Here is a 21,223-nt window from a genome sequence, read left to right on the forward strand (position 1 = left end):
CATCGTAATGGTTGGTTTTATAAACGGGAGGGAAAAATTGCTTTTCCCTCCCGCAACTCATAGCTAGCCGAGCCGTTGCCTGTTGTTGTTATTAGAACCCAGAGATTGCTGTTGATTTTGCATTGCCGCCGCTGCCGCCGTCGCCAGCAAAAGCACTGCCGGATTTGGCGCCGCCGGCGAACACGAAGTTGCCGGCCGAGCCGCCGGCATTGGTGGCGCCGATCGAAGCGTCAGAGCTGCCGGTGTGGGAATAGGCCGATCCGCCGCCTGCCAGTGCATTGCCGTTATAGGCTTGTGTACTGCCAGTGGTGCTTGGCATGCCGCCTGCGCCGCCAGTCGAGTCGCCATGCGAGGTGTTGCCGGCATTGCCGCCGCCAGCGCCGCCGCCGCTGGTTCCGCCGCTGGCTGTAGTAGCGCCGCCGGTTGCAGAGCCGCCGCCAGCGCCGGTCCAGTTGTTGCCGCTGGTTGCTGCGCCGCCGGTAATGGTTTGAGTGGCACTGCCGCCCGTTGATGTGCCGCCCATGGCTGTGCCGCCGGTTGCGCCGCCTGACGTTGCCGAGCCGCCTGCGCCGCCTGCGCCGCCAATCGATGCCGCAGTTGCGACGCTAGTGAAGGTAGCTGTGGTAGTGGTGGTGGTTGAGCCCGAAGATTGATGAGCGAATGCAGAGACGGCGAACAGTGAAACTATGGATGCGGCAATAATTTGCTTTTTCATTTCTGTTTCTCCTTGGAGTGGGGGCATCATTCACCAGATTGTCTTGCCCATGCGCCCCTGGCCATCGGCAAGTGTTACCACAAATAAAGAACATGTCGTCAGCATGCTGTGCATAAGAAATGTGCCGGGTAAGAGCGAAATTCTTATGCAGCAACAAGCGTTGCGAATGTCTCAGCCGAGCTGAACGAAAATGTCTCTTTTTGACAGGACAAAGCGTGACCGAAGTGCGCTGTTTGGGATGCGATCAACGCAGGGCTCGTCGAGCGAGTGCATTTACGTTGATCTGATAATAGGAGTGCGAAACCTAGTGTTTACGACAAAACCTTGTCGGCTTCGGACAGATAAGTTGGCCGATTTGGCTAGTGTTTTTCCGTGCTGCATCTTGGGAGCGCTAACAAAAAAATATAAAAATGCCATTTCATTCTTGGCGCCTGAAACGGCGCAGATATAAATAATGATGTACGGGAAAACAGTCGAGAGCATGTGATGTCCGTTTTTGACAAGGCGTAAAACAACATGCGCAGACTCCGCACGGTTTCGCTGAAATGGCATGCAGACGCTGCTTTCTGATGTGATGCGCAGGCAGATTTTTATGCGTGGCGGGCTGTGCATTGGCGTGGCGTACTGATTTTTTTTTGCGATCGGCAGAGGTCTCGATCGCGTGAATTTTGTACGCGGTCGCGATTATCGGATATATTGCCGCATGCTAATTTTCGTCCCGCTGCGAGTTGCTGCCGGGGCACTCAATCCACATCGAAAAGCCAGCCATGAATATTGCGGAACTGTTTTCTCTCGCGGCCATCTGGGGCGCATCGTTTCTTTTCATGCGCATCGGTACGCCGGAATTCGGCCCGGTGCCGTTGATCGCCTTGCGCGTCGGCATCGCGGCGCTGGTGCTGCTGCCGGTATTGCGTTCGGCTGTTGCGCGCGGGCAGTTGCGCAGCAAGTTGTGGCCGATGCTGGTGGTCGGCGTCACCAATTCGGCCTTGCCGTTTTCTCTGTTTGCCTACTCGACCCTGTATGTGAACGCCGGTTTCGATGCCGTCTTGAACGCCACCGTGCCGTTATGGACCGGCCTGATCGCGTTCGTCTGGCTGAAAACGCCGATGAGCCGGCCGCAGGTGATCGGCATGCTGGTCGGCATGGCGGGCGTGATTGTGCTGGTGTGGGACAAGATCGGCGAGGGGCAGCCCGGAGTCTGGCTGGCGACCGGCGCGGTGCTGCTGGCCACGCTGTCCTATGGTTTTGCGATCAACTATTCGAAAACCCGCCTGGTCGGCGTGCCGCCTTTTGTCGTGGCGTGCGGCAGTCAGCTGGCGGCGACCCTGGTGCTGCTGCCGCTGGCGTTGGTCTACTGGCCGGCGGCGCCGGTGTCCAGCCTCGCCTGGTATTCGGTGCTGGCGCTGGGCGTACTCTGCACCGGTGTGGCCTATGTAATCTTCTATCGCCTGTTGGACCGCGTCGGCTCGGCCTATGCGGCTTCCGTGACTTTCCTGATCCCGATCTTCGGCGTGATCTGGGGCGCCATTTTCCTGAAGGAGCAGGTGACCCCCGGCATGGTCCTCGGCTGCCTGATCATCTTGCTGGGAACCGCGCTGGCGACCGGCAAGCTTGATCTGTCCGCCTATCTGCGCGGCAAAGCGGCTAAATAAGAGCTAAACAATTTCCAGCTTTGGCGATCCCGGGGCCAGGCAATGCGTGAATATAAGCAACATGACAGGGCCGGGAATGTCATTTTCACGATGTTCTAGAGTATTGGCGAGCTGCTTCTATGGCATAATCAAGAGCTAAATTCACTGTTTTGCGCGGTCTCGAAGCCGCCCTGGATCATGCTTAAAACGCTCTATGACAAACTCTGGGATGCCCATGTCGTCCATACTGAACAGGACGGCACGGCGATTCTGTATATCGATCGACATCTTTTGCACGAGGTCACCAGCCCTCAGGCCTTCGAAGGATTGAAGCTGGCCGGGCGCAAGCCATGGCGCCTGCCGGCCAACCTGATGGTGGCCGACCATAATGTGCCGACTACCGGCCGCGCCAACGGCATTGCCGATCCGATATCGCGCCTGCAGGTCGAAACGCTGGATGCCAATGCCAAGAGCTACGGCCTGACCTATTTCGGCATGAACGACCACCGCCAAGGCATCGTCCACGTGATCGGGCCGGAGCAGGGCGCAACCCTGCCGGGCATGACCGTGGTCTGCGGCGATTCGCACACCTCCACCCACGGCGCCTTCGGCTGCCTGGCGCACGGCATCGGCACCTCGGAAGTCGAGCACGTGCTGGCCACGCAAACCTTGCTGACCAAGAAATCCAAATCGATGCTGGTGCAGGTCGACGGCGCGATTCCCAATGGTGTTACCGCCAAGGATATCGTGCTGGCCGTGATCGGCCGCATCGGCACCGCCGGCGGCACCGGCTACGCAATTGAGTTCGCCGGCACGGCGATTCGCGCCTTGTCGATGGAAGGCCGCATGACGGTGTGCAACATGGCGATTGAAGCCGGCGCCCGCGCCGGCATGATTGCCGTCGACGACACCACGCTGAACTATGTCAAGGGCCGGCCTTTTTCGCCGGCAGGACCGCATTGGGAGCGCGCCGTGACCTACTGGCGCACCCTGCATTCCGACCCCGGCGCCAAATTCGACATGGTGGTGACCCTGAATGCTGCTGAGATCAAGCCGCAAGTGACCTGGGGCACATCGCCCGAAATGGTCGTGGCCGTGGATGGCCGTGTACCGGATCCGGACAAGGAAAAAGACGCCACCAAGCGCGACGGCATGGAAAAGGCGCTGGCTTACATGGCGCTCAAGCCGAACACCGCGATTGAAGATATCCGCATCGACAAGGTCTTCATCGGCTCCTGCACCAACTCGCGGATTGAAGATCTGCGCTCTGCGGCGGCAGTGGTGCGCGGCAAGTTCCGGGCCTCCAACGTCAAGCTGGCGATGGTGGTGCCGGGCTCCGGCCTGGTCAAGGAACAGGCCGAGCGCGAAGGCCTGGACAAGATTTTCAAGGATGCCGGTTTCGAATGGCGCGAGCCGGGCTGCTCGATGTGCCTGGCGATGAACGCCGACCGGCTGGAGCCGGGCGAACGTTGCGCTTCCACCTCGAACCGCAACTTCGAAGGCCGCCAGGGCGCCGGCGGCCGCACCCATCTGGTCAGCCCGGCAATGGCCGCGGCGGCAGGGATCGCCGGCCATTTCGTGGATATTCGCTCGCTATAAGATTGAAGGATAGAACAATGATGAAGAAAATGATCACCCTGTGCGTGTTGCTGACGGCTGTTTATGCGCTGACTGCTTGCAATACCTTTCACGGTTTTGGCAAAGATGTAGAACACGTCGGCGAGAAGATTCAAGGCAAGTGATCACCCGCGCAAGCGGAACGGCGTCAAGAAAAGGCGCATCAAGATTGGATATGTGATGAATAAATTTACTGTACTGGATGGCTTGGTGGCGCCGCTGGACCGCGCCAACGTCGATACCGATGCGATTATCCCCAAGCAGTTCCTGAAGTCGATCCAGCGCACCGGTTTCGGCCCCAACCTGTTCGATGAATGGCGTTACCTGGACCATGGCGAGCCGGGCATGGATAATTCGCGGCGTCCGCTGAATCCGGATTTCGTCCTTAACCAGCAACGCTACCAGGGCGCGTCCATTTTGCTGACGCGCAAGAATTTCGGCTGCGGTTCTTCGCGCGAACACGCGCCATGGGCGCTGGACCAGTACGGCTTCCGTGCCGTTATCGCGCCTAGCTTCGCCGATATTTTTTTCAATAACTGTTTCAAGAACGGTTTGCTGCCGATCGTGCTGCCTGAGGCGCAGATCGACCGCCTGTTCGATGAAGTCAAGGCCTTCCCCGGCTACAAGCTGGTGATCGACCTGGAAAAGCAGCTGGTCAGCACGGCCAACGGCAACCTGGCTTTCCCGTTTGAAGTCGGCGAGTTCCGCAAATATTGCCTGCTGAACGGCCTTGACGATATCGGCCTGACCTTGCGCCAGGCTGACAAGATCCGCGAATTCGAAGAACGTCATCTGTTTGCGCAGCCTTGGCTGAGCAACACCATCTAAGTAAGCGATATTTTTGAATATTCAATCCAGGAAAAAATGAAAATAGCAATCTTGCCAGGTGATGGCATCGGTCAGGAAATCGTCGAGCAAGCGGTCAATGTGTTGAACGCGCTGGGCGAAAAATTTGAACTGGAAAGCGCCCCGGTCGGCGGCGCCGGCTATGCCGCGCACGGCCATCCGCTGCCGGAAGACACACTGAAGCTGGCAAAGGAAGCCGACGCCATCCTGTTTGGCGCCGTGGGCGACTGGCAATACGATAGCCTGGAGCGTTCGCTGCGCCCGGAACAGGCGATCCTCGGCCTGCGCAAGCATCTCGGCCTGTTCGCCAACCTGCGTCCGGCGATCCTGTACCCGGAGCTGGCCAATGCCTCGACATTGAAGCCGGAAGTGGTGTCCGGCCTGGACATCCTGATCATCCGCGAACTTACCGGCGACGTTTATTTCGGCCAGCCGCGTGGCGTCCGTACCGCGCCGGACGGCGCTTTCAAAGGCGAGCGCGAAGGTTTCGACACCATGCGCTATGCCGAGCCGGAAATCCGCCGCATCGCCCACGTCGCCTTCCAGGCGGCGCAAAAGCGCGACAAGCGCCTGACCAGCGTCGACAAGGCCAATGTGCTGGAAACTTTCCAGTTCTGGAGAGACATCGTCACTGAAGTGCATCAGGAATATCCTGACGTTGCGCTGGATCACATGTATATCGACAACGCCGCGATGCAGCTGGTGCGCGCGCCGAAGAAGTTCGACGTCATCGTCACCGGCAACATGTTCGGCGACATCCTGTCGGACCAGGCCGCCATGCTGACCGGCTCGATCGGCATGCTGCCGTCGGCTTCGCTGGACGCCAACAACAAGGGTCTGTACGAACCGTCGCACGGTTCGGCGCCTGATATCGCCGGCAAGAACATCGCCAATCCGCTGGCGACGATTCTGTCGGCGGCCATGATGCTGCGCTTCTCGCTCAACAAGGCGGAACAGGCCGATCGCATCGACAATGCCGTCAAGAAGGTGCTGGCGCAAGGCTTGCGCACTGCGGACATTTATGAAGCGGGCACGACCAAGGTCGGCACCAGCGAAATGGGTGCGGCGGTGGTCAAGGCGCTGGGTTAAAAGAATTTGGCAGGTGGGTCTGCCGTGGAGTGCGGGGCTTTTCCCCGATTTTGTTAGGGAATCATGATGAAACTGGTTGGTTTGGTCGGTTGGCGTGGCATGGTGGGTTCGGTCTTGTTGCAGCGTATGCAGGAAGAGGGCGATTTCGCCCATATCGAACCGGTATTTTTCTCAACTTCAAATGCCGGCGGTAAAGCTCCGGCGCTGGCGAAAAACGAAACAACGCTGAAAGACGCCAGCGATATTGAAGCCCTGAAAAAATGCGACATCATTATTACCTGCCAGGGCGGCGACTACACCAGCGAGATTTTCCCCAAGCTGCGTGCGGCCGGCTGGAACGGCTACTGGATCGATGCCGCATCGACCCTGCGCATGAAGGATGACGCCATCATCGTGCTCGATCCGGTCAACCTGAATGTGATCAAGGACAGCCTCAAGCGCGGCGTCAAAAACTACATCGGCGGCAACTGCACCGTATCCTGCATGATGATGGGCCTGGGCGGCCTATTCGAGCACGACATGATCGAGTGGATGACGTCCATGACCTACCAGGCGGCTTCCGGCGGCGGCGCCCAGCACATGCGTGAGCTGCTGACCCAGTTCGGCTCCATCAACGCCGAAGTCAAGGCGCTGCTGGACGATCCGAAATCGGCCATCCTGGAAATCGACCGCAAGGTGCTCGGCAAGCAGCATTCGATGCCAGCCGATGAAATCAAGCAGTTCGGCGTGCCGCTGGGCGGCAACCTGATTCCCTGGATCGATAAGGACCTGGGTGCAGGCTTGTCGAAGGAAGAATGGAAAGCCGGCGCCGAAACCAACAAGATTCTCGGCCGCGGCGAAGGCTTCAGCAACGGCGGCAAGGTCATCCCGGTGGATGGCCTGTGCATCCGCATCGGCGCCATGCGCTGCCATTCGCAGGCATTGACCATCAAGCTGAAGAAAGATGTGCCGCTCGATGAAATCAATGACATCATCGCCAGTAATAACCAGTGGGTGAAGGTGGTGCCTAATGACAAAGAGTCATCTATGCACGACCTCACCCCTGCAGCGGTTACCGGCAGCCTGACAATTCCTGTCGGTCGTCTGCGTAAATTGCAGATGGGTGGCGATTATTTGTCAGCATTTACCGTCGGCGACCAGTTGCTGTGGGGCGCGGCAGAACCGTTGCGCCGCATGCTGCGCATAGTTCTGGATAACTGAGCCGCTGACTTGTCGCACTAGTTGTGATATTGTTGCCGACTTGCAATAAAGCCCGCTAAGCTTTTCCTGAGAACGGCTTGGCGGGTTTGATGTATCTAGCGGTATTGATTGGCATTTATTATTATTTGGCAGTGTTTATCGCATATTGATACGCATGCATGTCAATCTGCATATTGATTTTTAAAAAAACTGGGTACAGTATTTGCTTTCAGCAAGATTTGTTTCCTTATACGCCAACGGATAGTCCTTCATGCCACACAACATGCACCCGAATTCTTCGAATAAATTTATTTCCACCGGTTTAAAGACCCTCACTGCAGCTGTGGTTTCGACCCTGCTGATGGTGTCTAATGTTGAGGCTGCCGGGCTGGGTAAATTAACCGTGCTGTCCTCGCTGGGGCAACCGTTACGTGCAGAAATTGAGCTTACCTCGGTAAGCCAGGATGAGGCGGGCGGCCTGGTGGCCAAGCTGGCCAGCCCTGAAACCTACCAGAAGGCCAATATCGATTTCAATCCGGCCTTGCTCTCTTTACAGTTTGCTATCGACCAGCGCGGCGACCGCCGTTTCGTGCGGGTGACTTCAAGCCAGCCGATCAATGAGCCTTTCGTCGACATGCTGATGGAGCTGGGCGGCACCAAGTCGCATCTGGTGCGCGAATACACTTTGCTGCTGGATCCGGCCGGCCAGCGCCAGCCTCAGCCGGCCCAAATGGCAGCTCCGGCGCGTAATGCCGCTGCCGCCGCACCGGTTGCCCGCATCGCGCCGAGCCAGGCAGCACCATCGTCGCAGGCCAGCGGCGGCTCCACCATTTCCGATGCCACGCGCGCTGCGGCAGCCAGGGCTGTCGCCAGTGGCGGCAATAGCAGTAGCCCTGCAGCCGGCAAGGCGGCAGGTTCGGGCAGCCCGGCCAAGGCGGCGCAGGCAGCGCCGGCGGCGGAATCCTCGGGCGGCGATTATCACGTCAAGAAGGGCGATACACTGGCGCGCATCGCTAGCGAAAACCTGCCTGCCGGCGTTTCGCTCGACCAGATGCTGGTGGCCTTGTACCGCAGCAATGAAGGCGCGTTTGTCGGCAAGAACATGAACCGCCTGCGTTCCGGCCAGATCCTGTCGATTCCTGATGCCGCCAGTGCCGGCAGCGTCAGCAAGTCGGAAGCGCGGAACGTGGTAGTGGCGCAATCGAAAGACTTCAAGAACTATCGCAATACGCTGGCCGGGCTGGTTGAGTCGGCCGCTCCGGCGGCAACCGCGGAGCCGCGCCAAAGCAGCGGCGGTAAAATCACTGCCAAGGTGGAAGAACAGGCCACGCCAGCTAGCGAATCCAAGGACAAGCTGAAACTGTCGCGCGGCGCGGCTGCGGCCGGCGCTGCTGACGCCAAGGCGGCAGCAACTGCGGCGACGGAAGAAAAGATCGCCCGTGAAAAGGCAGCTGCCGAAGCCCAGGCGCGTGTCAAGGAACTGGAAAAGAATGTCAGCGATCTGCAAAAGACGCTGGAACTGAAGAACAAGAACCTGGCTGACCTGCAGAATCAGGCCGCCAGCGTGAAACCTGCCGCTCCTGCGGCGGCGCCTGCTCCTGTCGTGGCTGCAACCCCGGCCCCTGTTGCAGCGGCTCCAACGCCAGCGCCAGCGGTTGCGGCTCCGGCCAAGACTGATTCAACAGAAGCGACACCGGCTGCCGGCGCTGCTATCGTCGCTACCGGAGCAGCAGCCCCTGTGGCTTCCGCAGCGGCGGCCGCCGCTGATGCCAGCGCTGCAGCACCGGCAGCTCCGGCGGCCGATGCGCCTAAGCCAGTGGTCAAGCCAAAAGCGGCACCTGCGCCTGCGCCAGAACCAAGCATGCTTGCCAGCCTGACCGACAATCCATTGCTGTTGCCGGTTGGCGGCGTGCTGGTGGCCTTGCTGGCCGGCCTCGGCCTGTTCCGCTATCGTCGCAACCGGGCGCGCCAGCAAGCGTTCCTGGACAGCAGCGGCGCGCCAATGACGAATTCGAGCTTGAAGGGTAATTCCCTGTTCGGTTCGACCGGCGGTCAGAGCGTCGACACCAAGAACAGCATTTTCAATTCGAATTTCGTGCCGTCGGTCAGCCATCTCGACACCAATGTCGATCCGGTCGCCGAGGCTGACGTCTACATCGCTTACGGACGCGATGCCCAGGCCGAAGAAATCCTGAAAGAAGCCTTGCGCAACCAGCCAGGCCGCAATGCAATCCGCGTCAAGCTGCTGGAAATCTATGCCAACCGCAAGGATCCGCGCTCGTTTGAAATCCTGGCCAGCGAGTTGTACAGCCTGACCCGCGGCGAGGGCGAGGACTGGCAGCAGGCAGCGGCACTGGGCCTGAATGTCGATCCGGCCAATCCACTGTATGGCGGCGGCAAGTTGCAGGAGCAGGTGATCGCCAAGGCCGATGCAATTACCGCACCGACACAGCCTATGGATGGTCTCGATTTCAACTCGCTGACAGCGCCGACCGAGCCGCAAGCTGCGCCGGCGCCGATTCCTGAGCTGGTGCATGCCGCCCCTGCGGCAGAACTGCTGGCGCCATTGAGCCAGAATGATCTGGGCAAACAAGCCAACGCCGCTCCTAAGGCTGAGATCAGCGACATGGATTTTGATCTGGAAGAACTCGGCAGCGCCGCGTCCGCCAATCAGAACACCGTGCTGTTGTCGCCTGTGCACGAAGCCGGCAAGTCGATGCTCGACTCGCTCGATTTCGAACTGGACCATAAGGCAGCGGCTCCCGCCGCCGCGGCGCCTGCCGTAGTTCAAGCGGTAGAGAAGGCTGCGCCGGCAGCGGCGACGTTCGGCGCGCTGGATTTCCCAGCCGGCGGCCAGCCGTCCAACTACGAGCCTGCCCACGCTCACATCGACCTGCCATTTGAAACCAAGCCGGCAGTCAAAGCGCCTGTAGCGCCTTCGTATGCGCAGCATGCAGAGCCGATGGTGGCGCCGCTGGAATTCAATCTGTCCGGCATGAACCTGGACCTGGACAGCGCGGTCCATGCGCATCCTCCTGCAACTGCCAGCGCTCCTGTGGCGGCTGTCGCTGAAGTGGCGTCGGCGGCGGCCAGCGCCAATCCTGAAATGGCTACCAAGCTTGACCTGGCTGTCGCTTACAAGGAAATCGGCGACAAGGAAGGCGCGCGTGAGTTGCTGGAAGAAGTATTGAAGGGCGGCAGTGCAGAGCAGGTGGATGCAGCGAAGCTGTTGATCGCTAAACTGTAATCAGTGCGTTGCATCCTGACTGAGGAAGCAACTCACTGCTAGAATCACGGTAGCATTTTGCCAAAGGACGGGCGCAGCGTAATGCTGGCGCCCGTTTTCATTTATATAACAGGATTTGGATGAAACGTATCGTTCTCGGCGTGCAGTACGACGGCACACCTTGGCAAGGATGGCAGACCCAGCCCAGCGGCATGACTGTGCAGGACCGGCTCGAATTCGCCTTGCAAAAATTCACCCAGAGCCCGGTCGCCACTACCTGCGCCGGCCGTACCGACTCGGGTGTGCATGCGCTGGAGCAGGTGGTGCATTTCGATACCCACTTGTCGCGCGAGATATTTTCCTGGGTGCGCGGCCTGAACGCCTTTTTGCCGCCTTCCATCGCCGTGCGCTGGGCGCATGAGCTGCCTATCGTTGCCGGCGGCGAGGAGCACGATAATTTTCATGCACGCTTCAGCGCCAGCGCCAGGACTTATCATTATCTTTTGTATAATAATCCGGTGCGCTCGCCGCTGCTGGAGGGCAAGGCAGGGTGGGTATTCCGGCCGCTGGAGGTCGAGCTGATGCGTCAGGCAGCTGCCCACCTGATCGGCACGCACGATTTTTCCGCATTTCGCGCCATCGAGTGCCAGGCCAAGTCGCCGGTGCGCAGCATGGACCAGATCGGCATAGAGCGGCGCGGCGATCTGATCGTCTTCACTTTGCGCGCCAACGCCTTCCTGCATCACATGGTGCGCAATATCGTCGGTTCCCTGATCTACACCGGCCATGGCAGCAAACCGCCGCAGTGGATCGCCGAACTGCTGCAGCAGCGCGACCGCAGCCGCGCCGCGCCGACGTTCATGCCGGACGGCTTGTACCTTGCGCAAGTGGCTTACGACCAGAAGTGGCAGCTGCCGCAGCAGCCGGCGGGATTGTTGCCTTGGCTGTAAAAGCGAAGGCCTCGTTAGGAAGTAAATTGGCTGTCAATTTGTCACGCCTGCACAATGATATAGTGTGTTTGTTGATGTTTTGTTGAATAGACCAGCCCATGAGCCACCGTACCAGAATCAAGATCTGCGGCCTGACCCGCGCGCAGGATGTGCGCGCCGCCGTGGAAGCCGGCGCCGACGCGCTCGGTTTCGTGTTCTATCCCAAGAGTCCGCGCTATGTCACGCCCAGCCAGGCCGCCGCCCTGATCGCTACGGTGCCGCCTTTTGTCACCACGGTCGGTTTGTTCGTCAACGCCGAAGCGGCGCAGCTGCGCGAGATCGTGGCCGAGGCGCCGGTATCGCTGCTGCAATTCCACGGCGATGAGACGGTAGGGCACAGCGCGGCGCTGGCGGCGGCAGTCAATCGGCCGTTTGTCCGTGCCATGCGCATTGGAAATGCAACCCTGGCCGCAGATTTGATAGAATATGCCCAGGCCTACGCGGCCGGCAGCCGTCTGTTTGCAGGATTGCTGCTGGATACCCTGGTAGAAGCTTATGGTGGCAGTGGAAAGGTATTTGATTGGTCTCTCATCCCAAAAGAGCTCGCGCCTCAGGTCGTTTTAAGTGGTGGCTTGAGCGTGCACAATGCGACTGACGCGGTAAGGCGCGTACGCCCCTTTGCGGTCGACATCAGCAGTGGCGTCGAACAAGAAAAGGGCATCAAGGACGCCGCCAAGATTCGCGCATTCATTGCCGCGATACGGCAGGCGGATGCAGATCCGGGCGAGATATAGCCTATAGCCGCAGCCCGCTGCAGCATTGCTTGGATCGGCAAACCGGCACACCTTTATAGAGACAAATCATGAAAGAGTTAACCCCACTCGAGCAATACGCCGAGCGCCAGCCGCTCGCCGCCAGCACCTTGCGCCAGAGCGCGCAATACAATTTGCCGGACGCCAAAGGCCACTTCGGCATGTACGGCGGCAGCTTCGTCTCGGAAACGCTGACCCTGGCCCTGAGCGAATTGCAACAGGCTTATGCCAAATACCAAAACGAGCCGCAATTCCTGGCCGAATTCCACAACGAGCTGAAACACTTCGTCGGCCGTCCCAGTCCGATTTACCACGCCAAGCGCTGGTCGGAACAGATGGGTGGCGCGCAGATCTATTTCAAACGCGAGGATCTGAATCACACGGGCGCCCACAAGATCAATAATGTGATCGGCCAGGCCTTGCTGGCCCGGCGCATGGGTAAGCCGCGCGTGATCGCGGAAACCGGCGCCGGCCAGCACGGCGTCGCCACCGCCACCATCTGCGCCCGCTTCGGCCTTGAATGCGTGGTCTACATGGGCAGCGAAGACGTCAAGCGGCAGATGCAGAACGTCTACCGCATGAACCTGCTGGGCGCCAAGGTGGTGCCGGTGGAGTCCGGCTCCAAGACCCTGAAAGACGCGCTCAACGAAGCCATGCGCGACTGGGTCACCAATGTCGAAGACACTTTCTACATCATCGGCACGGTGGCTGGCCCGCATCCTTATCCGATGATGGTGCGCGATTTCCAGTCGGTGATCGGCAACGAGTGTCTGACGCAGATGCCGGAAATGGCCGGACGCCAGCCTGATCACGTGGTCGCCTGCGTTGGCGGCGGCTCGAACGCGATGGGGATTTTCTATCCGTATATCGATCACCACGATGTCGCGCTGGTCGGGGTGGAAGCGGCGGGCGAGGGACTGGCCAGCGGCAAGCACTCCGCTTCGCTGACGCTGGGTTCGCCGGGCGTGTTGCACGGCAACCGTACCTATCTGCTGCAAGATGAAAACGGTCAGATCATCGAGACCCATTCGGTGTCGGCCGGGCTGGATTATCCGGGCGTGGGTCCCGAGCATGCCTGGCTCAAGGATTCCGGCCGCGCAACTTACGAAACCGTGACCGATGACGAAGCGTTGGCGGCTTTCCATACCTGCTGCCGCATCGAAGGGATCATCCCGGCGCTGGAATCGAGCCATGCGCTGGCGTATGCAGCGCGGCTGGCGGCGACCTTGCCGAAGGATAAGATCATCCTGGCCAATTTGTCCGGCCGCGGCGACAAGGACATGCACACCGTTGCCGAACGCTTGAAACTGGCCTAGTCCGTGACCAGGTCCGGGCCGGCATCACCGCGGCCCGGTACAAGCGCGCAAGCTCCCCACAACGCAATCCATTTCGATAAAATTCGATAAATCCTATGTCCCGAATCCAGACTACCCTGGCCGCACTCGCGGCCAGCAATAAAAAAGGCTTGATCCCATTCATCACCGCCGGCGACCCGGCGCCGGAACTGACCGTGCCGCTGATGCACGCGCTGGTCAGGGGCGGCGCCGACATCCTGGAACTGGGTGTGCCGTTTTCCGATCCAATGGCGGAAGGGCCGGTGATCCAGCGCGCTTGCGAGCGTGCGCTCAAGTTCGGCGTCAGCCTGCATGATGTTCTCGGCTACGTACGCGAGTTCCGCCAGACCAACAGCAGCACGCCTGTGGTATTGATGGGCTATGCCAATCCGCTGGAGCGGATGGGTGTCGACGCTTTCATCGCTGCTGCGAAAGAAGCTGGTGTCGATGGCAGTATCGTGGTCGATTATCCGCCGGAAGAGTGCGAAGAGTTCGCCGAGAAAATGCAGGCCAACGGCATGGACCCGATTTTCCTGCTGGCGCCGACCTCGACCGAAGAGCGGATTAAGCAAGTTGCCAAGGTCGGCGGCGGATTCACGTATTATGTGTCGTTGAAAGGTGTAACCGGCGCCGCCAATATCGACACGGCAGAGGTGGCGGCGCGCGTAGCGGCCATCCGCAAGCATGTCAAACTGCCAATCGGCGTCGGTTTCGGCATCCGCGACGCCGCCACTGCCAAGGCCGTGGCGCAGGTGTCGGACGCCATCGTCATCGGCAGCCGGATCATTCAGGAACTGGAAAATACGCCGCCTGCACAGGCGGTGGCAGCGGTGGAAAGCTTCTTGTCGGGGATCAGAAAAGCGCTGGATGAGTGATTTTTGATATTTTTAATGTATTAATGGCACGCAATCTATCTTTGATTAGCTATTTCGCTGATGCAGGGATAAAGGTAAAATTCGGCAAGAAAAAAATATGAAGGAGGTCGCTCCATGAGTTGGCTAGAAAAATTACTACCCCCGCGCATTCAGCGCAGTGACTCGGCAACCCGCAAGTCCATCCCTGAAGGCCTGTGGGTCAAGTGCCCATCCTGCGAAGCGGTGCTGTATCGTACCGACCTGGAATCGAACATCCATGTCTGCCCGAAATGCGATCACCACATGCGGATACGCGCACGCGAACGCCTGGACGCGCTGCTGGATGCCGGCGGCCGCTATGAAATCGGCCAGGAAGCGCTGCCGATCGATACGCTCAAGTTCAAAGACAGCAAAAAATACCCTGATCGCCTCAAGGCCGCGATGGACGCCACCGGCGAAACCGATGCCCTGGTCGTGCTCGGCGGTTCCATCATGACCTTGCCGGTAGTGGTGGCGGCGTTTGAATTCGAATTCATGGGCGGCTCCATGGGCTCGGTCGTCGGCGAACGCTTTGTGCGCGGCGCCCAGGTTGCGCTGGAGCAGAAAGTGCCATTCATCTGCATTACTGCCACCGGCGGCGCGCGCATGCAGGAGGGCTTGCTGTCGCTGATGCAGATGGCCAAGACCACTTCCATGCTGACCAAGCTGTCGGAAAAGAAGCTGCCGTTCATCAGTGTCCTGACCGACCCGACCATGGGCGGCGTCTCCGCTTCGTTCGCCTTCATGGGCGACGTCGTGATTGCCGAGCCGAAAGCGCTGATCGGTTTTGCCGGTCCGCGCGTGATCGAGAACACCGTGCGTGAAAAGCTGCCTGAGGGCTTCCAGCGCGCCGAGTTCCTGGTCACCAAGGGCGCCGTCGACATGATTGTCGATCGCCGCAAGATGCGTGAAGAAATTGCCCGTTTGTTGGCGTTATTGCAAGATCAGCCGGCCGAATCCATCGCCTGATGTAAAGCCTGTTCCAAGGCCTGAACCGGCGACGGTTCAGGCCTTTTGTTTTTAGCTGGATGTCAAAATGTCAAATATTTCCGCCAAGCCTGTGACGCTTGCCGACTGGCTCGCGCTGCTGGAGTCGCGCCATTTCAAAACCATCGACATGGGCCTGGACCGGGTGGTGCAGGTGAAGCAAAGACTTCAGCTGCAATTCGCCTGTCCGGTCATCATGGTGGCTGGCACCAATGGCAAGGGTTCGACTTGCGCCATGCTGGAATCGATATTGCTGCGCGCCGGCTACAAGGTCGGGCTGTACATCAAGCCGCATTTCCTCGACTTCAACGAACGCGCCCGCATTGGCGGCGAATCGGCCTCGGACGCCGCCCTGATCGCCAGCTTCGAAGCGGTGGAAGCGCAGCGCGGCGATATTTCCCTGACTTATTTTGAATTCACTACCCTGGCCATCATGCATCTGCTGGCAGAGGCCGGACTCGATGTGGTGATCCTGGAAGTCGGCCTGGGCGGCCGTCTCGACGCCGTCAATATTGTCGATGCCGACGTCTCCATCGTCACCAGCGTGGATATCGACCACACCGAATACCTGGGCGACACACGCGAGAAAATCGGCTTTGAAAAGGCTGGCATTTTCCGTCCGGGCAAGGCCGCCATCTGCAGCGATCCGGTGCCGCCGCAATCGCTGATCGATCACGCCAACGCCATTGGCGCCGATCTCTGGCTGCTGGGGCGCGACTTCAACTATACCGGCGACAAGCAGCAGTGGAACTACGGCGGCCGCGGCCAGCGCCGCAATGCGCTGGGCTATCCCAGCCTGCGCGGCGCCAATCAGCTGCTGAATGCTTCGGCCGCGCTGGCTGCCCTGGAGGCGCTGCGGCAGCAATTGCCGGTCAGCGCCCAGGAAGTGCGCAGCGGCTTCGTCATGATGGATCTGCCTGGCCGCTTCCAGGTGCTGCCAGGCCAGCCGCTGGTGATCCTGGATGTGGCGCATAACCCGCATGCGGCTGCAACGCTGGCGCAGAATCTCGACAACATGGGCTTTCACCCTTACACCTATGCGGTGTTCGGCGCCATGCTGGACAAGGATATCGAAGGCATCGTCGCGCAACTGAAGACCCGTATCGATCACTGGTGCCTGACCGCCTTGCCGCTGCCGCGCGCCGCCAGCGGCGAGCAATTGAAAGAACGTTTGCTGGAAGCCGGTGTCCATCCCGAGGCCGGACCGGATGCGCAATCGAGCATCAGCAGTTTCGATTCTCCCGCTGAAGCCTATGCAAATGCCTTAGGCAGGGCAGGTGAGAATGATAGAATTGTGGTTTTCGGATCGTTCCTGACTGTAGCTGGCGTAATGGCGGCGAGAAAGTCCGGATTTCACTGACGATTTATCGGCGGCCATGGTTTCCGGCCGCTGACTAGCTAGCAAAATATATCGCATGGGTTTGTTCTCTTTTCTTCGCAAAAACAAGCAGCAAACCGACCCTGACCAGGGTGTTTACCGTTCCAAGGCCGATACCGGAATCGGCACGGACGCCGAACAGGCGGAATTGCCTTTGCGTGCCCGCAAAGCCAGGACTGGCAAAGCGTCGAATCAGCAAAACGAAGCAGTGGATCCGGTCTTGCCGGAAAAGAAACGTGCCCGCCGTCGCCTGGTGGGGGCGGTGGCGCTGGTGCTGGCGGTCGTGATCGTGCTGCCGATGATCCTCGATTCCGAACCGAAACCGCTGGCGGACGACATTGCGATCCAGATTCCCTCGCGCGACACGCAGGCGGCCAGCGCTTCTGCCAGTGCGGCGGCCTCAGTCAATAGCAGCGGTCTCGATAAGCAGGAAGAAATCGTCGATCCCGCCAGCAGTACTACTCCTGCGGCGGCCGTCAAACCGCCGGCAGCCGCAACGCCGCCGGCAACTGCCGCCGCCAAGCCTGCGGCGCCTGACAGTCTTGCTGTTGTGACACCGCCAATGCCGGCGCCGAAGCCGGTGGCGCCTGCGGCCACGCCTAAACCTGAAGCGAAGCCGAAGCCGGAAGCCAAGCCGAAAGCGGAAGCTAAACCGAAGCCGGAGCCGGCGGCGGACAAGAGCGACGACTCAGCGCGCGCGCTGGCGATCCTGGACGGCCACAGCGACGCTGCGCCGGCTCCAGAGAAAAAGCCAGGCAAGTTCGTGCTGCAGGTTGCTGCGCTGGCGTCTCAGGACAAGGTCAATGAACTGCAGGGCAAGCTGAAAGAAGCCGGCATCCATTCCTATACGCAAAAGGTCCCGACCGCGGCGGGTGAGCGCATCCGCATCCGGGTCGGTCCGTTCAGCAGCAAGGAAGAAGCTGAAAAGGCCCGCGCCAAGCTGGCCAAGCTGGGTCTCAACGGCAGTTTGATTCCGGGTTAAATAGACTGGCTTGATACAGGCAGCTTGATTTCCGCGTCATCTGCGCCATATAGACTACTGATCAGAAACCTTCGAGCCGCGTGACAATTTTCGATTATCTGGTGCTGTTCGTGCTGCTCTGCTCGGTCGTGATCAGCACCTTGCGCGGTCTGGTGAAGGAAGTCCTGTCCCTGGCAAGCTGGGTGATTGCCTTGATTGTTGCCAACGCGTACGGCCAAAATCTGGCAGAATTGCTCCCCGATGCGATTCCTGGAAATGTAACGCGGTTAATCGTGGCTTTCCTGGCGCTGTTTATTGGCGTAAGGTTATTAATGATGTTGTTGAGCATGGCGCTCGACGCTGTGATCAAGGCCAGCGGCCTGGGGCTGGTGGATCATGGGCTGGGTGTGGTGTTCGGACTGGCGCGCGGCCTGGTGATCGTGCTGGCGGCGGTCCTGGTGTGCGGTGCTACGGCAATTCCGCGACAGCCTTTCTGGCGCGATGCGATGCTGAGCCCGCTGGCGGAAACCGCCGCGCGAACTGCCATCCCCTATTTGCCGGGGGAGTTTGCGAGCCATTTGAAGTTTTGAATTTGCTGTACTGGACTTGCCTGCGCCCAGGACCTGCGCGCAAGTGCCATTGAGCCGTATCGGATTGTTTATTGTTTAGGAGTCCACCATGTGTGGCATAGTCGGCATCGCTTCCCATAACCCCGCCAATCAACTCATTTATGACGCCTTGTTGCTTTTGCAACATCGCGGCCAGGATGCGGCGGGCATTGCAACCAACCACGGCAACGGATTTTTCATGCACAAGGCCAACGGCCTGGTGCGCGACGTCTTCCGTACCCGCAACATGCGTTCGCTGCCGGGCAATTTCGGCATCGGCCAGGTGCGCTACCCGACCGCCGGCACTGCCAGCGCGGAAGAAGCGCAACCGTTCTACGTCAATGCCCCGTTCGGCATCATCCTGGCGCACAACGGCAACCTGACCAACGCCGAGCAACTGAAGATCGAGATGTTCAAGAACGATCGCCGGCACATCAATACCGATTCCGATACCGAAGTGCTGCTGAACGTCCTGGCGCATGAAATCCAGCAAGCCACGATCGGCTATTCGCTCGACCCGGGCGTGCTGTTCAAGGCGGTCGCCAATGTTCACAAGCGGGTGCGCGGTTCCTACGCCGTCGTGGCGCAGATCGCCGGCCACGGTTTGCTGGCTTTCCGCGATCCTTACGGCATCCGTCCGCTGTGCATCGGCGCCAACGAAACCGACAAGGGCACCGAATACGTCATCGCCAGCGAGTCGGTCGCGTTGGAAGGCCTGGGCTTCCGTTTCCTACGCGACGTCATGCCAGGCGAAGCGATTTTCATCGATATCGACGGCCAGATGTATAACCAGCAATGCGCTGACAATCCAACCCTGAATCCATGCGCGTTTGAATTCGTCTACCTGGCCCGTCCGGATTCGATCATCGACGGCGCGTCGGTGTACGCCACCCGCCTGAAAATGGGCGAGTACCTGGCCGACAAGATCAAGCGCGAATTCTCCAGCGGCGACATCGACGTGGTCATGCCGATTCCCGACTCGTCGCGTCCGGCTGCCATCCAATTGGCGCTCAAGCTGAACATCGAATACCGCGAAGGCTTCATCAAGAACCGTTACATCGGCCGTACCTTCCTGATGCCGGGGCAGGCGATCCGCAAGAAATCGGTGCGCCAGAAATTGAACGCGATCGGCTCTGAATTCAAGGGCAAGACTGTGCTGCTGGTCGACGATTCGATCGTGCGCGGCACCACCAGCCGTGAAATCGTGCAGATGGCGCGCGACTCCGGCGCCAAGCGCGTGATCTTTGCCTCGGCGGCGCCGCCGGTCAAGTTCCCGAACGTCTACGGCATCGACATGCCGACCCGCGGCGAGCTGATCGCCTACGGCCGCAGCGATGAAGAAGTGTGCCGCGAGATCACCGCCGACGCGCTGGTGTACCAGGATATCGACGCCCTCAAGCGTTCGATCTCCGACGTCAATCCATTGCTGAGAAATTTCGAGGCATCCTGCTTTGACGGCAACTACATCACCGGCGATATTTCACGCGACTACCTCGACCGCATCGAGTTTGCGCGCAACAATCCGAAGCCGGAGAGTGAAGATGCGGTGCGTTCGCAGCTGAATCTGAGCTTGGCGCAAGTCGACTGATCTTGTGTTCTGAACGTATGCAATATTCAGCTTAAAAACCTGGTTCACGCAAAACACGAAAGGCGCGAAAATATCCGTTAATGATTTCCTTCATTCGGCTGGTTTTCGTGCCTTTCGCGTTTTTCGTGGACAAAGGCATGACAGGTAAAAATCCAACATGACGCAAAAATACGGTTTCACCACCACCATCCTGCACAGCGACCGCCAGAAAACCATCGAACACGGCGCGCCGCACAAGCCGGTCCACACCTCGGTCACCTGGGGCTACAGCGATGCGCGCCAGCTGGCCGAGGTATTCCAGGGCAAGCAGTCGGGCTACCGCTATGGCCGCCAGGGCAATCCTACGGTTGCAGCGCTGGAAGACAAGGTCACCAAGATGGAGGGCGGTCTTGCCACTATCTGCTTCGCTTCCGGCATGGCGGCCATTGGCGCGCTGATCCAGGCCTTGCTGCGCGAGGGCGATCATGTGGTGTCGTCGGTATTTTTGTTTGGCAATACTGCCAGCATGTGGCAAACCTTTGGCGGCCAGGGCGGCAAAGTCAGCATGGTCGACGCCACCGATGTGGCGCAGGTGGAAGCGGCGCTGACGCCGGCGACCCGCATGGTGTTCGTCGAAACCATCGCCAATCCGCGCACGCAGATTGCCGATCTCAAGCGCATCGGCGAATTGTGCCGTGCGCGCGGGATCCTGTTCGTGGTCGACAACACCATGACTTCGCCTTACCTGTTCCAGCCCAAGGCGGTCGGCGCCGGCCTGGTGGTCAACTCGCTGACCAAATCGATAGGCGGCCATGGCAATGCCCTGGGCGGCGCACTGACCGATACAGGCTTGTTTGACTGGACTCGTTTCCCTAATATCTACGATGCCTACAAGCGCAATCCGGAAGCGCAATGGGCCTTGGCGCAGATCCGCGCCAAGAGCCTGCGCGATTTCGGCGCATCGCTCGGCCCCGAAGCGGCGCATCACATTGCTGTCGGCGCGGAGACCATCGCCTTGCGCATGGAGCGCAGCAGCGCCAGCGCGCTGGCCGTGGCTAACATGCTGGAAGCCGATCCGCGCGTCGCCGCCGTACATTACCCGGGCCTGGAGTCGCATCCGCAGCACGCCTTGGCGGCTGAGCTGTTTCGCAGCAACAGCTATCTGTTCAGCTTTGAATTGAAGCCGGAAATCGATTGCTTCGACTACCTGAATCGCTTGAAACTGGCGATTTCCGGCACCCATCTGGGCGACAACCGGACCCTGGTGATTGCCGTCGCGCACACTATTTTCTACGAGATGGGAGCAGAGCGGCGCGCTGCCATGGGCATCAGCGAATCGCTGATCCGGGTCTCGATCGGGATCGAAGATACGGCCGACCTGGTGGCGGATTTCAAGCAGGCTTTAGAGGCCTGAGCCGGCAGCTGTTGGAGAAAAGGGAGCGGGGCGGTTG

18 protein-coding genes are annotated in these 21,223 nt (G+C 59.6%); 17 read left to right on the forward strand and 1 reads right to left on the reverse strand.

From position 1 onward, the window contains the following. Window positions 1-91: 91 nt before the first annotated feature. The gene (locus KHU30_RS25340; protein ID WP_268907163.1) at window positions 92-715 is read right to left on the reverse strand and encodes a hypothetical protein; all 624 of its coding nucleotides are present in this window, start codon (window positions 713-715) and stop codon (window positions 92-94) included. A 767-nt stretch (window positions 716-1,482) separates the two neighbouring features. Between KHU30_RS25340 and KHU30_RS02500 the strand changes: the two genes are divergently transcribed. The 17 genes from KHU30_RS02500 (at window position 1,483) to KHU30_RS02580 (ending at window position 21,186) form a co-directional block, all read left to right on the forward strand. Next, on the forward strand, window positions 1,483-2,367 hold the full coding sequence (locus KHU30_RS02500; protein ID WP_211441060.1) for a DMT family transporter: 885 nt from the start codon (window positions 1,483-1,485) through the stop codon (window positions 2,365-2,367). A gap of 177 nt (window positions 2,368-2,544) precedes the next feature. Beyond that, window positions 2,545-3,945, forward strand: a complete 1,401-nt coding sequence (leuC, locus tag KHU30_RS02505) for a 3-isopropylmalate dehydratase large subunit (protein ID WP_211441061.1) — start codon at window positions 2,545-2,547, stop codon at window positions 3,943-3,945. Between the two features lie 17 nt (window positions 3,946-3,962). Continuing rightward, window positions 3,963-4,088 (forward strand): entericidin A/B family lipoprotein, encoded by a 126-nt coding sequence (locus tag KHU30_RS02510; protein ID WP_329956628.1) that lies wholly within the window; start codon window positions 3,963-3,965, stop codon window positions 4,086-4,088. A gap of 55 nt (window positions 4,089-4,143) precedes the next feature. Then, window positions 4,144-4,791 (forward strand): 3-isopropylmalate dehydratase small subunit, encoded by a 648-nt coding sequence (gene leuD / locus KHU30_RS02515; protein ID WP_211441062.1) that lies wholly within the window; start codon window positions 4,144-4,146, stop codon window positions 4,789-4,791. A gap of 36 nt (window positions 4,792-4,827) precedes the next feature. Beyond that, on the forward strand, window positions 4,828-5,898 hold the full coding sequence (gene leuB, locus KHU30_RS02520; protein WP_211441063.1) for a 3-isopropylmalate dehydrogenase: 1,071 nt from the start codon (window positions 4,828-4,830) through the stop codon (window positions 5,896-5,898). A 66-nt stretch (window positions 5,899-5,964) separates the two neighbouring features. Further along, entirely contained in the window at window positions 5,965-7,098 is a 1,134-nt protein-coding gene (asd, locus tag KHU30_RS02525) for an aspartate-semialdehyde dehydrogenase (protein ID WP_211442170.1), read from the forward strand. A 262-nt stretch (window positions 7,099-7,360) separates the two neighbouring features. Then, window positions 7,361-10,324 (forward strand): FimV/HubP family polar landmark protein, encoded by a 2,964-nt coding sequence (locus tag KHU30_RS02530; RefSeq protein WP_230427159.1) that lies wholly within the window; start codon window positions 7,361-7,363, stop codon window positions 10,322-10,324. A gap of 119 nt (window positions 10,325-10,443) precedes the next feature. Further along, the gene (gene truA, locus KHU30_RS02535; protein WP_211441065.1) at window positions 10,444-11,253 is read left to right on the forward strand and encodes a tRNA pseudouridine(38-40) synthase TruA; all 810 of its coding nucleotides are present in this window, start codon (window positions 10,444-10,446) and stop codon (window positions 11,251-11,253) included. Between the two features lie 98 nt (window positions 11,254-11,351). Continuing rightward, window positions 11,352-12,026, forward strand: a complete 675-nt coding sequence (locus tag KHU30_RS02540; RefSeq protein ID WP_211441066.1) for a phosphoribosylanthranilate isomerase — start codon at window positions 11,352-11,354, stop codon at window positions 12,024-12,026. Between the two features lie 68 nt (window positions 12,027-12,094). Next, window positions 12,095-13,360 carry a tryptophan synthase subunit beta gene (trpB, locus tag KHU30_RS02545; protein WP_211441067.1) on the forward strand — a complete coding sequence of 422 codons (1,266 nt, stop codon included), beginning with the start codon at window positions 12,095-12,097 and terminating at the stop codon, window positions 13,358-13,360. A gap of 95 nt (window positions 13,361-13,455) precedes the next feature. Beyond that, the gene (gene trpA, locus KHU30_RS02550; protein ID WP_211441068.1) at window positions 13,456-14,253 is read left to right on the forward strand and encodes a tryptophan synthase subunit alpha; all 798 of its coding nucleotides are present in this window, start codon (window positions 13,456-13,458) and stop codon (window positions 14,251-14,253) included. Window positions 14,254-14,367: 114 nt separating this feature from the next. Then, window positions 14,368-15,240: an acetyl-CoA carboxylase, carboxyltransferase subunit beta gene (gene accD / locus KHU30_RS02555; protein WP_211441069.1), complete on the forward strand. Its 873-nt coding sequence runs from the start codon at window positions 14,368-14,370 to the stop codon at window positions 15,238-15,240. A 67-nt stretch (window positions 15,241-15,307) separates the two neighbouring features. After that, window positions 15,308-16,618 (forward strand): bifunctional tetrahydrofolate synthase/dihydrofolate synthase, encoded by a 1,311-nt coding sequence (gene folC / locus KHU30_RS02560; protein WP_211441070.1) that lies wholly within the window; start codon window positions 15,308-15,310, stop codon window positions 16,616-16,618. A 55-nt stretch (window positions 16,619-16,673) separates the two neighbouring features. Further along, window positions 16,674-17,618, forward strand: a complete 945-nt coding sequence (locus KHU30_RS02565; protein WP_211441071.1) for an SPOR domain-containing protein — start codon at window positions 16,674-16,676, stop codon at window positions 17,616-17,618. An 80-nt stretch (window positions 17,619-17,698) separates the two neighbouring features. Further along, entirely contained in the window at window positions 17,699-18,187 is a 489-nt protein-coding gene (locus KHU30_RS02570; RefSeq protein WP_211441072.1) for a CvpA family protein, read from the forward strand. Window positions 18,188-18,275: 88 nt separating this feature from the next. Next, window positions 18,276-19,793: an amidophosphoribosyltransferase gene (gene purF / locus KHU30_RS02575; protein ID WP_098497228.1), complete on the forward strand. Its 1,518-nt coding sequence runs from the start codon at window positions 18,276-18,278 to the stop codon at window positions 19,791-19,793. 157 nt (window positions 19,794-19,950) lie between these two features. Then, the gene (locus tag KHU30_RS02580) at window positions 19,951-21,186 is read left to right on the forward strand and encodes a cystathionine gamma-synthase family protein (RefSeq protein WP_211441073.1); all 1,236 of its coding nucleotides are present in this window, start codon (window positions 19,951-19,953) and stop codon (window positions 21,184-21,186) included. Window positions 21,187-21,223: the final 37 nt, after the last annotated feature.

The sequence above is a fragment of the Collimonas humicola genome, from assembly GCF_018304945.1.
In the GTDB taxonomy this organism is placed as follows: domain Bacteria; phylum Pseudomonadota; class Gammaproteobacteria; order Burkholderiales; family Burkholderiaceae_D; genus Collimonas; species Collimonas humicola.

What these genes read in the sequence shown, in the direction of transcription:
- KHU30_RS25340 (WP_268907163.1), bottom strand. Translation starts at nt 715, where the DNA reads ATGAAAAAGCAAATTATTGCCGCATCCATAGTTTCACTGTTCGCCGTC.
- KHU30_RS02500 (WP_211441060.1), top strand. Translation starts at nt 1,483, where the DNA reads ATGAATATTGCGGAACTGTTTTCTCTCGCGGCCATCTGGGGCGCATCG.
- leuC (WP_211441061.1), top strand. Translation starts at nt 2,545, where the DNA reads ATGCTTAAAACGCTCTATGACAAACTCTGGGATGCCCATGTCGTCCAT.
- KHU30_RS02510 (WP_329956628.1), top strand. Translation starts at nt 3,963, where the DNA reads ATGATGAAGAAAATGATCACCCTGTGCGTGTTGCTGACGGCTGTTTAT.
- leuD (WP_211441062.1), top strand. Translation starts at nt 4,144, where the DNA reads ATGAATAAATTTACTGTACTGGATGGCTTGGTGGCGCCGCTGGACCGC.
- leuB (WP_211441063.1), top strand. Translation starts at nt 4,828, where the DNA reads ATGAAAATAGCAATCTTGCCAGGTGATGGCATCGGTCAGGAAATCGTC.
- asd (WP_211442170.1), top strand. Translation starts at nt 5,965, where the DNA reads ATGAAACTGGTTGGTTTGGTCGGTTGGCGTGGCATGGTGGGTTCGGTC.
- KHU30_RS02530 (WP_230427159.1), top strand. Translation starts at nt 7,361, where the DNA reads ATGCACCCGAATTCTTCGAATAAATTTATTTCCACCGGTTTAAAGACC.
- truA (WP_211441065.1), top strand. Translation starts at nt 10,444, where the DNA reads ATGAAACGTATCGTTCTCGGCGTGCAGTACGACGGCACACCTTGGCAA.
- KHU30_RS02540 (WP_211441066.1), top strand. Translation starts at nt 11,352, where the DNA reads ATGAGCCACCGTACCAGAATCAAGATCTGCGGCCTGACCCGCGCGCAG.
- trpB (WP_211441067.1), top strand. Translation starts at nt 12,095, where the DNA reads ATGAAAGAGTTAACCCCACTCGAGCAATACGCCGAGCGCCAGCCGCTC.
- trpA (WP_211441068.1), top strand. Translation starts at nt 13,456, where the DNA reads ATGTCCCGAATCCAGACTACCCTGGCCGCACTCGCGGCCAGCAATAAA.
- accD (WP_211441069.1), top strand. Translation starts at nt 14,368, where the DNA reads ATGAGTTGGCTAGAAAAATTACTACCCCCGCGCATTCAGCGCAGTGAC.
- folC (WP_211441070.1), top strand. Translation starts at nt 15,308, where the DNA reads ATGTCAAATATTTCCGCCAAGCCTGTGACGCTTGCCGACTGGCTCGCG.
- KHU30_RS02565 (WP_211441071.1), top strand. Translation starts at nt 16,674, where the DNA reads ATGGGTTTGTTCTCTTTTCTTCGCAAAAACAAGCAGCAAACCGACCCT.
- purF (WP_098497228.1), top strand. Translation starts at nt 18,276, where the DNA reads ATGTGTGGCATAGTCGGCATCGCTTCCCATAACCCCGCCAATCAACTC.
- KHU30_RS02580 (WP_211441073.1), top strand. Translation starts at nt 19,951, where the DNA reads ATGACGCAAAAATACGGTTTCACCACCACCATCCTGCACAGCGACCGC.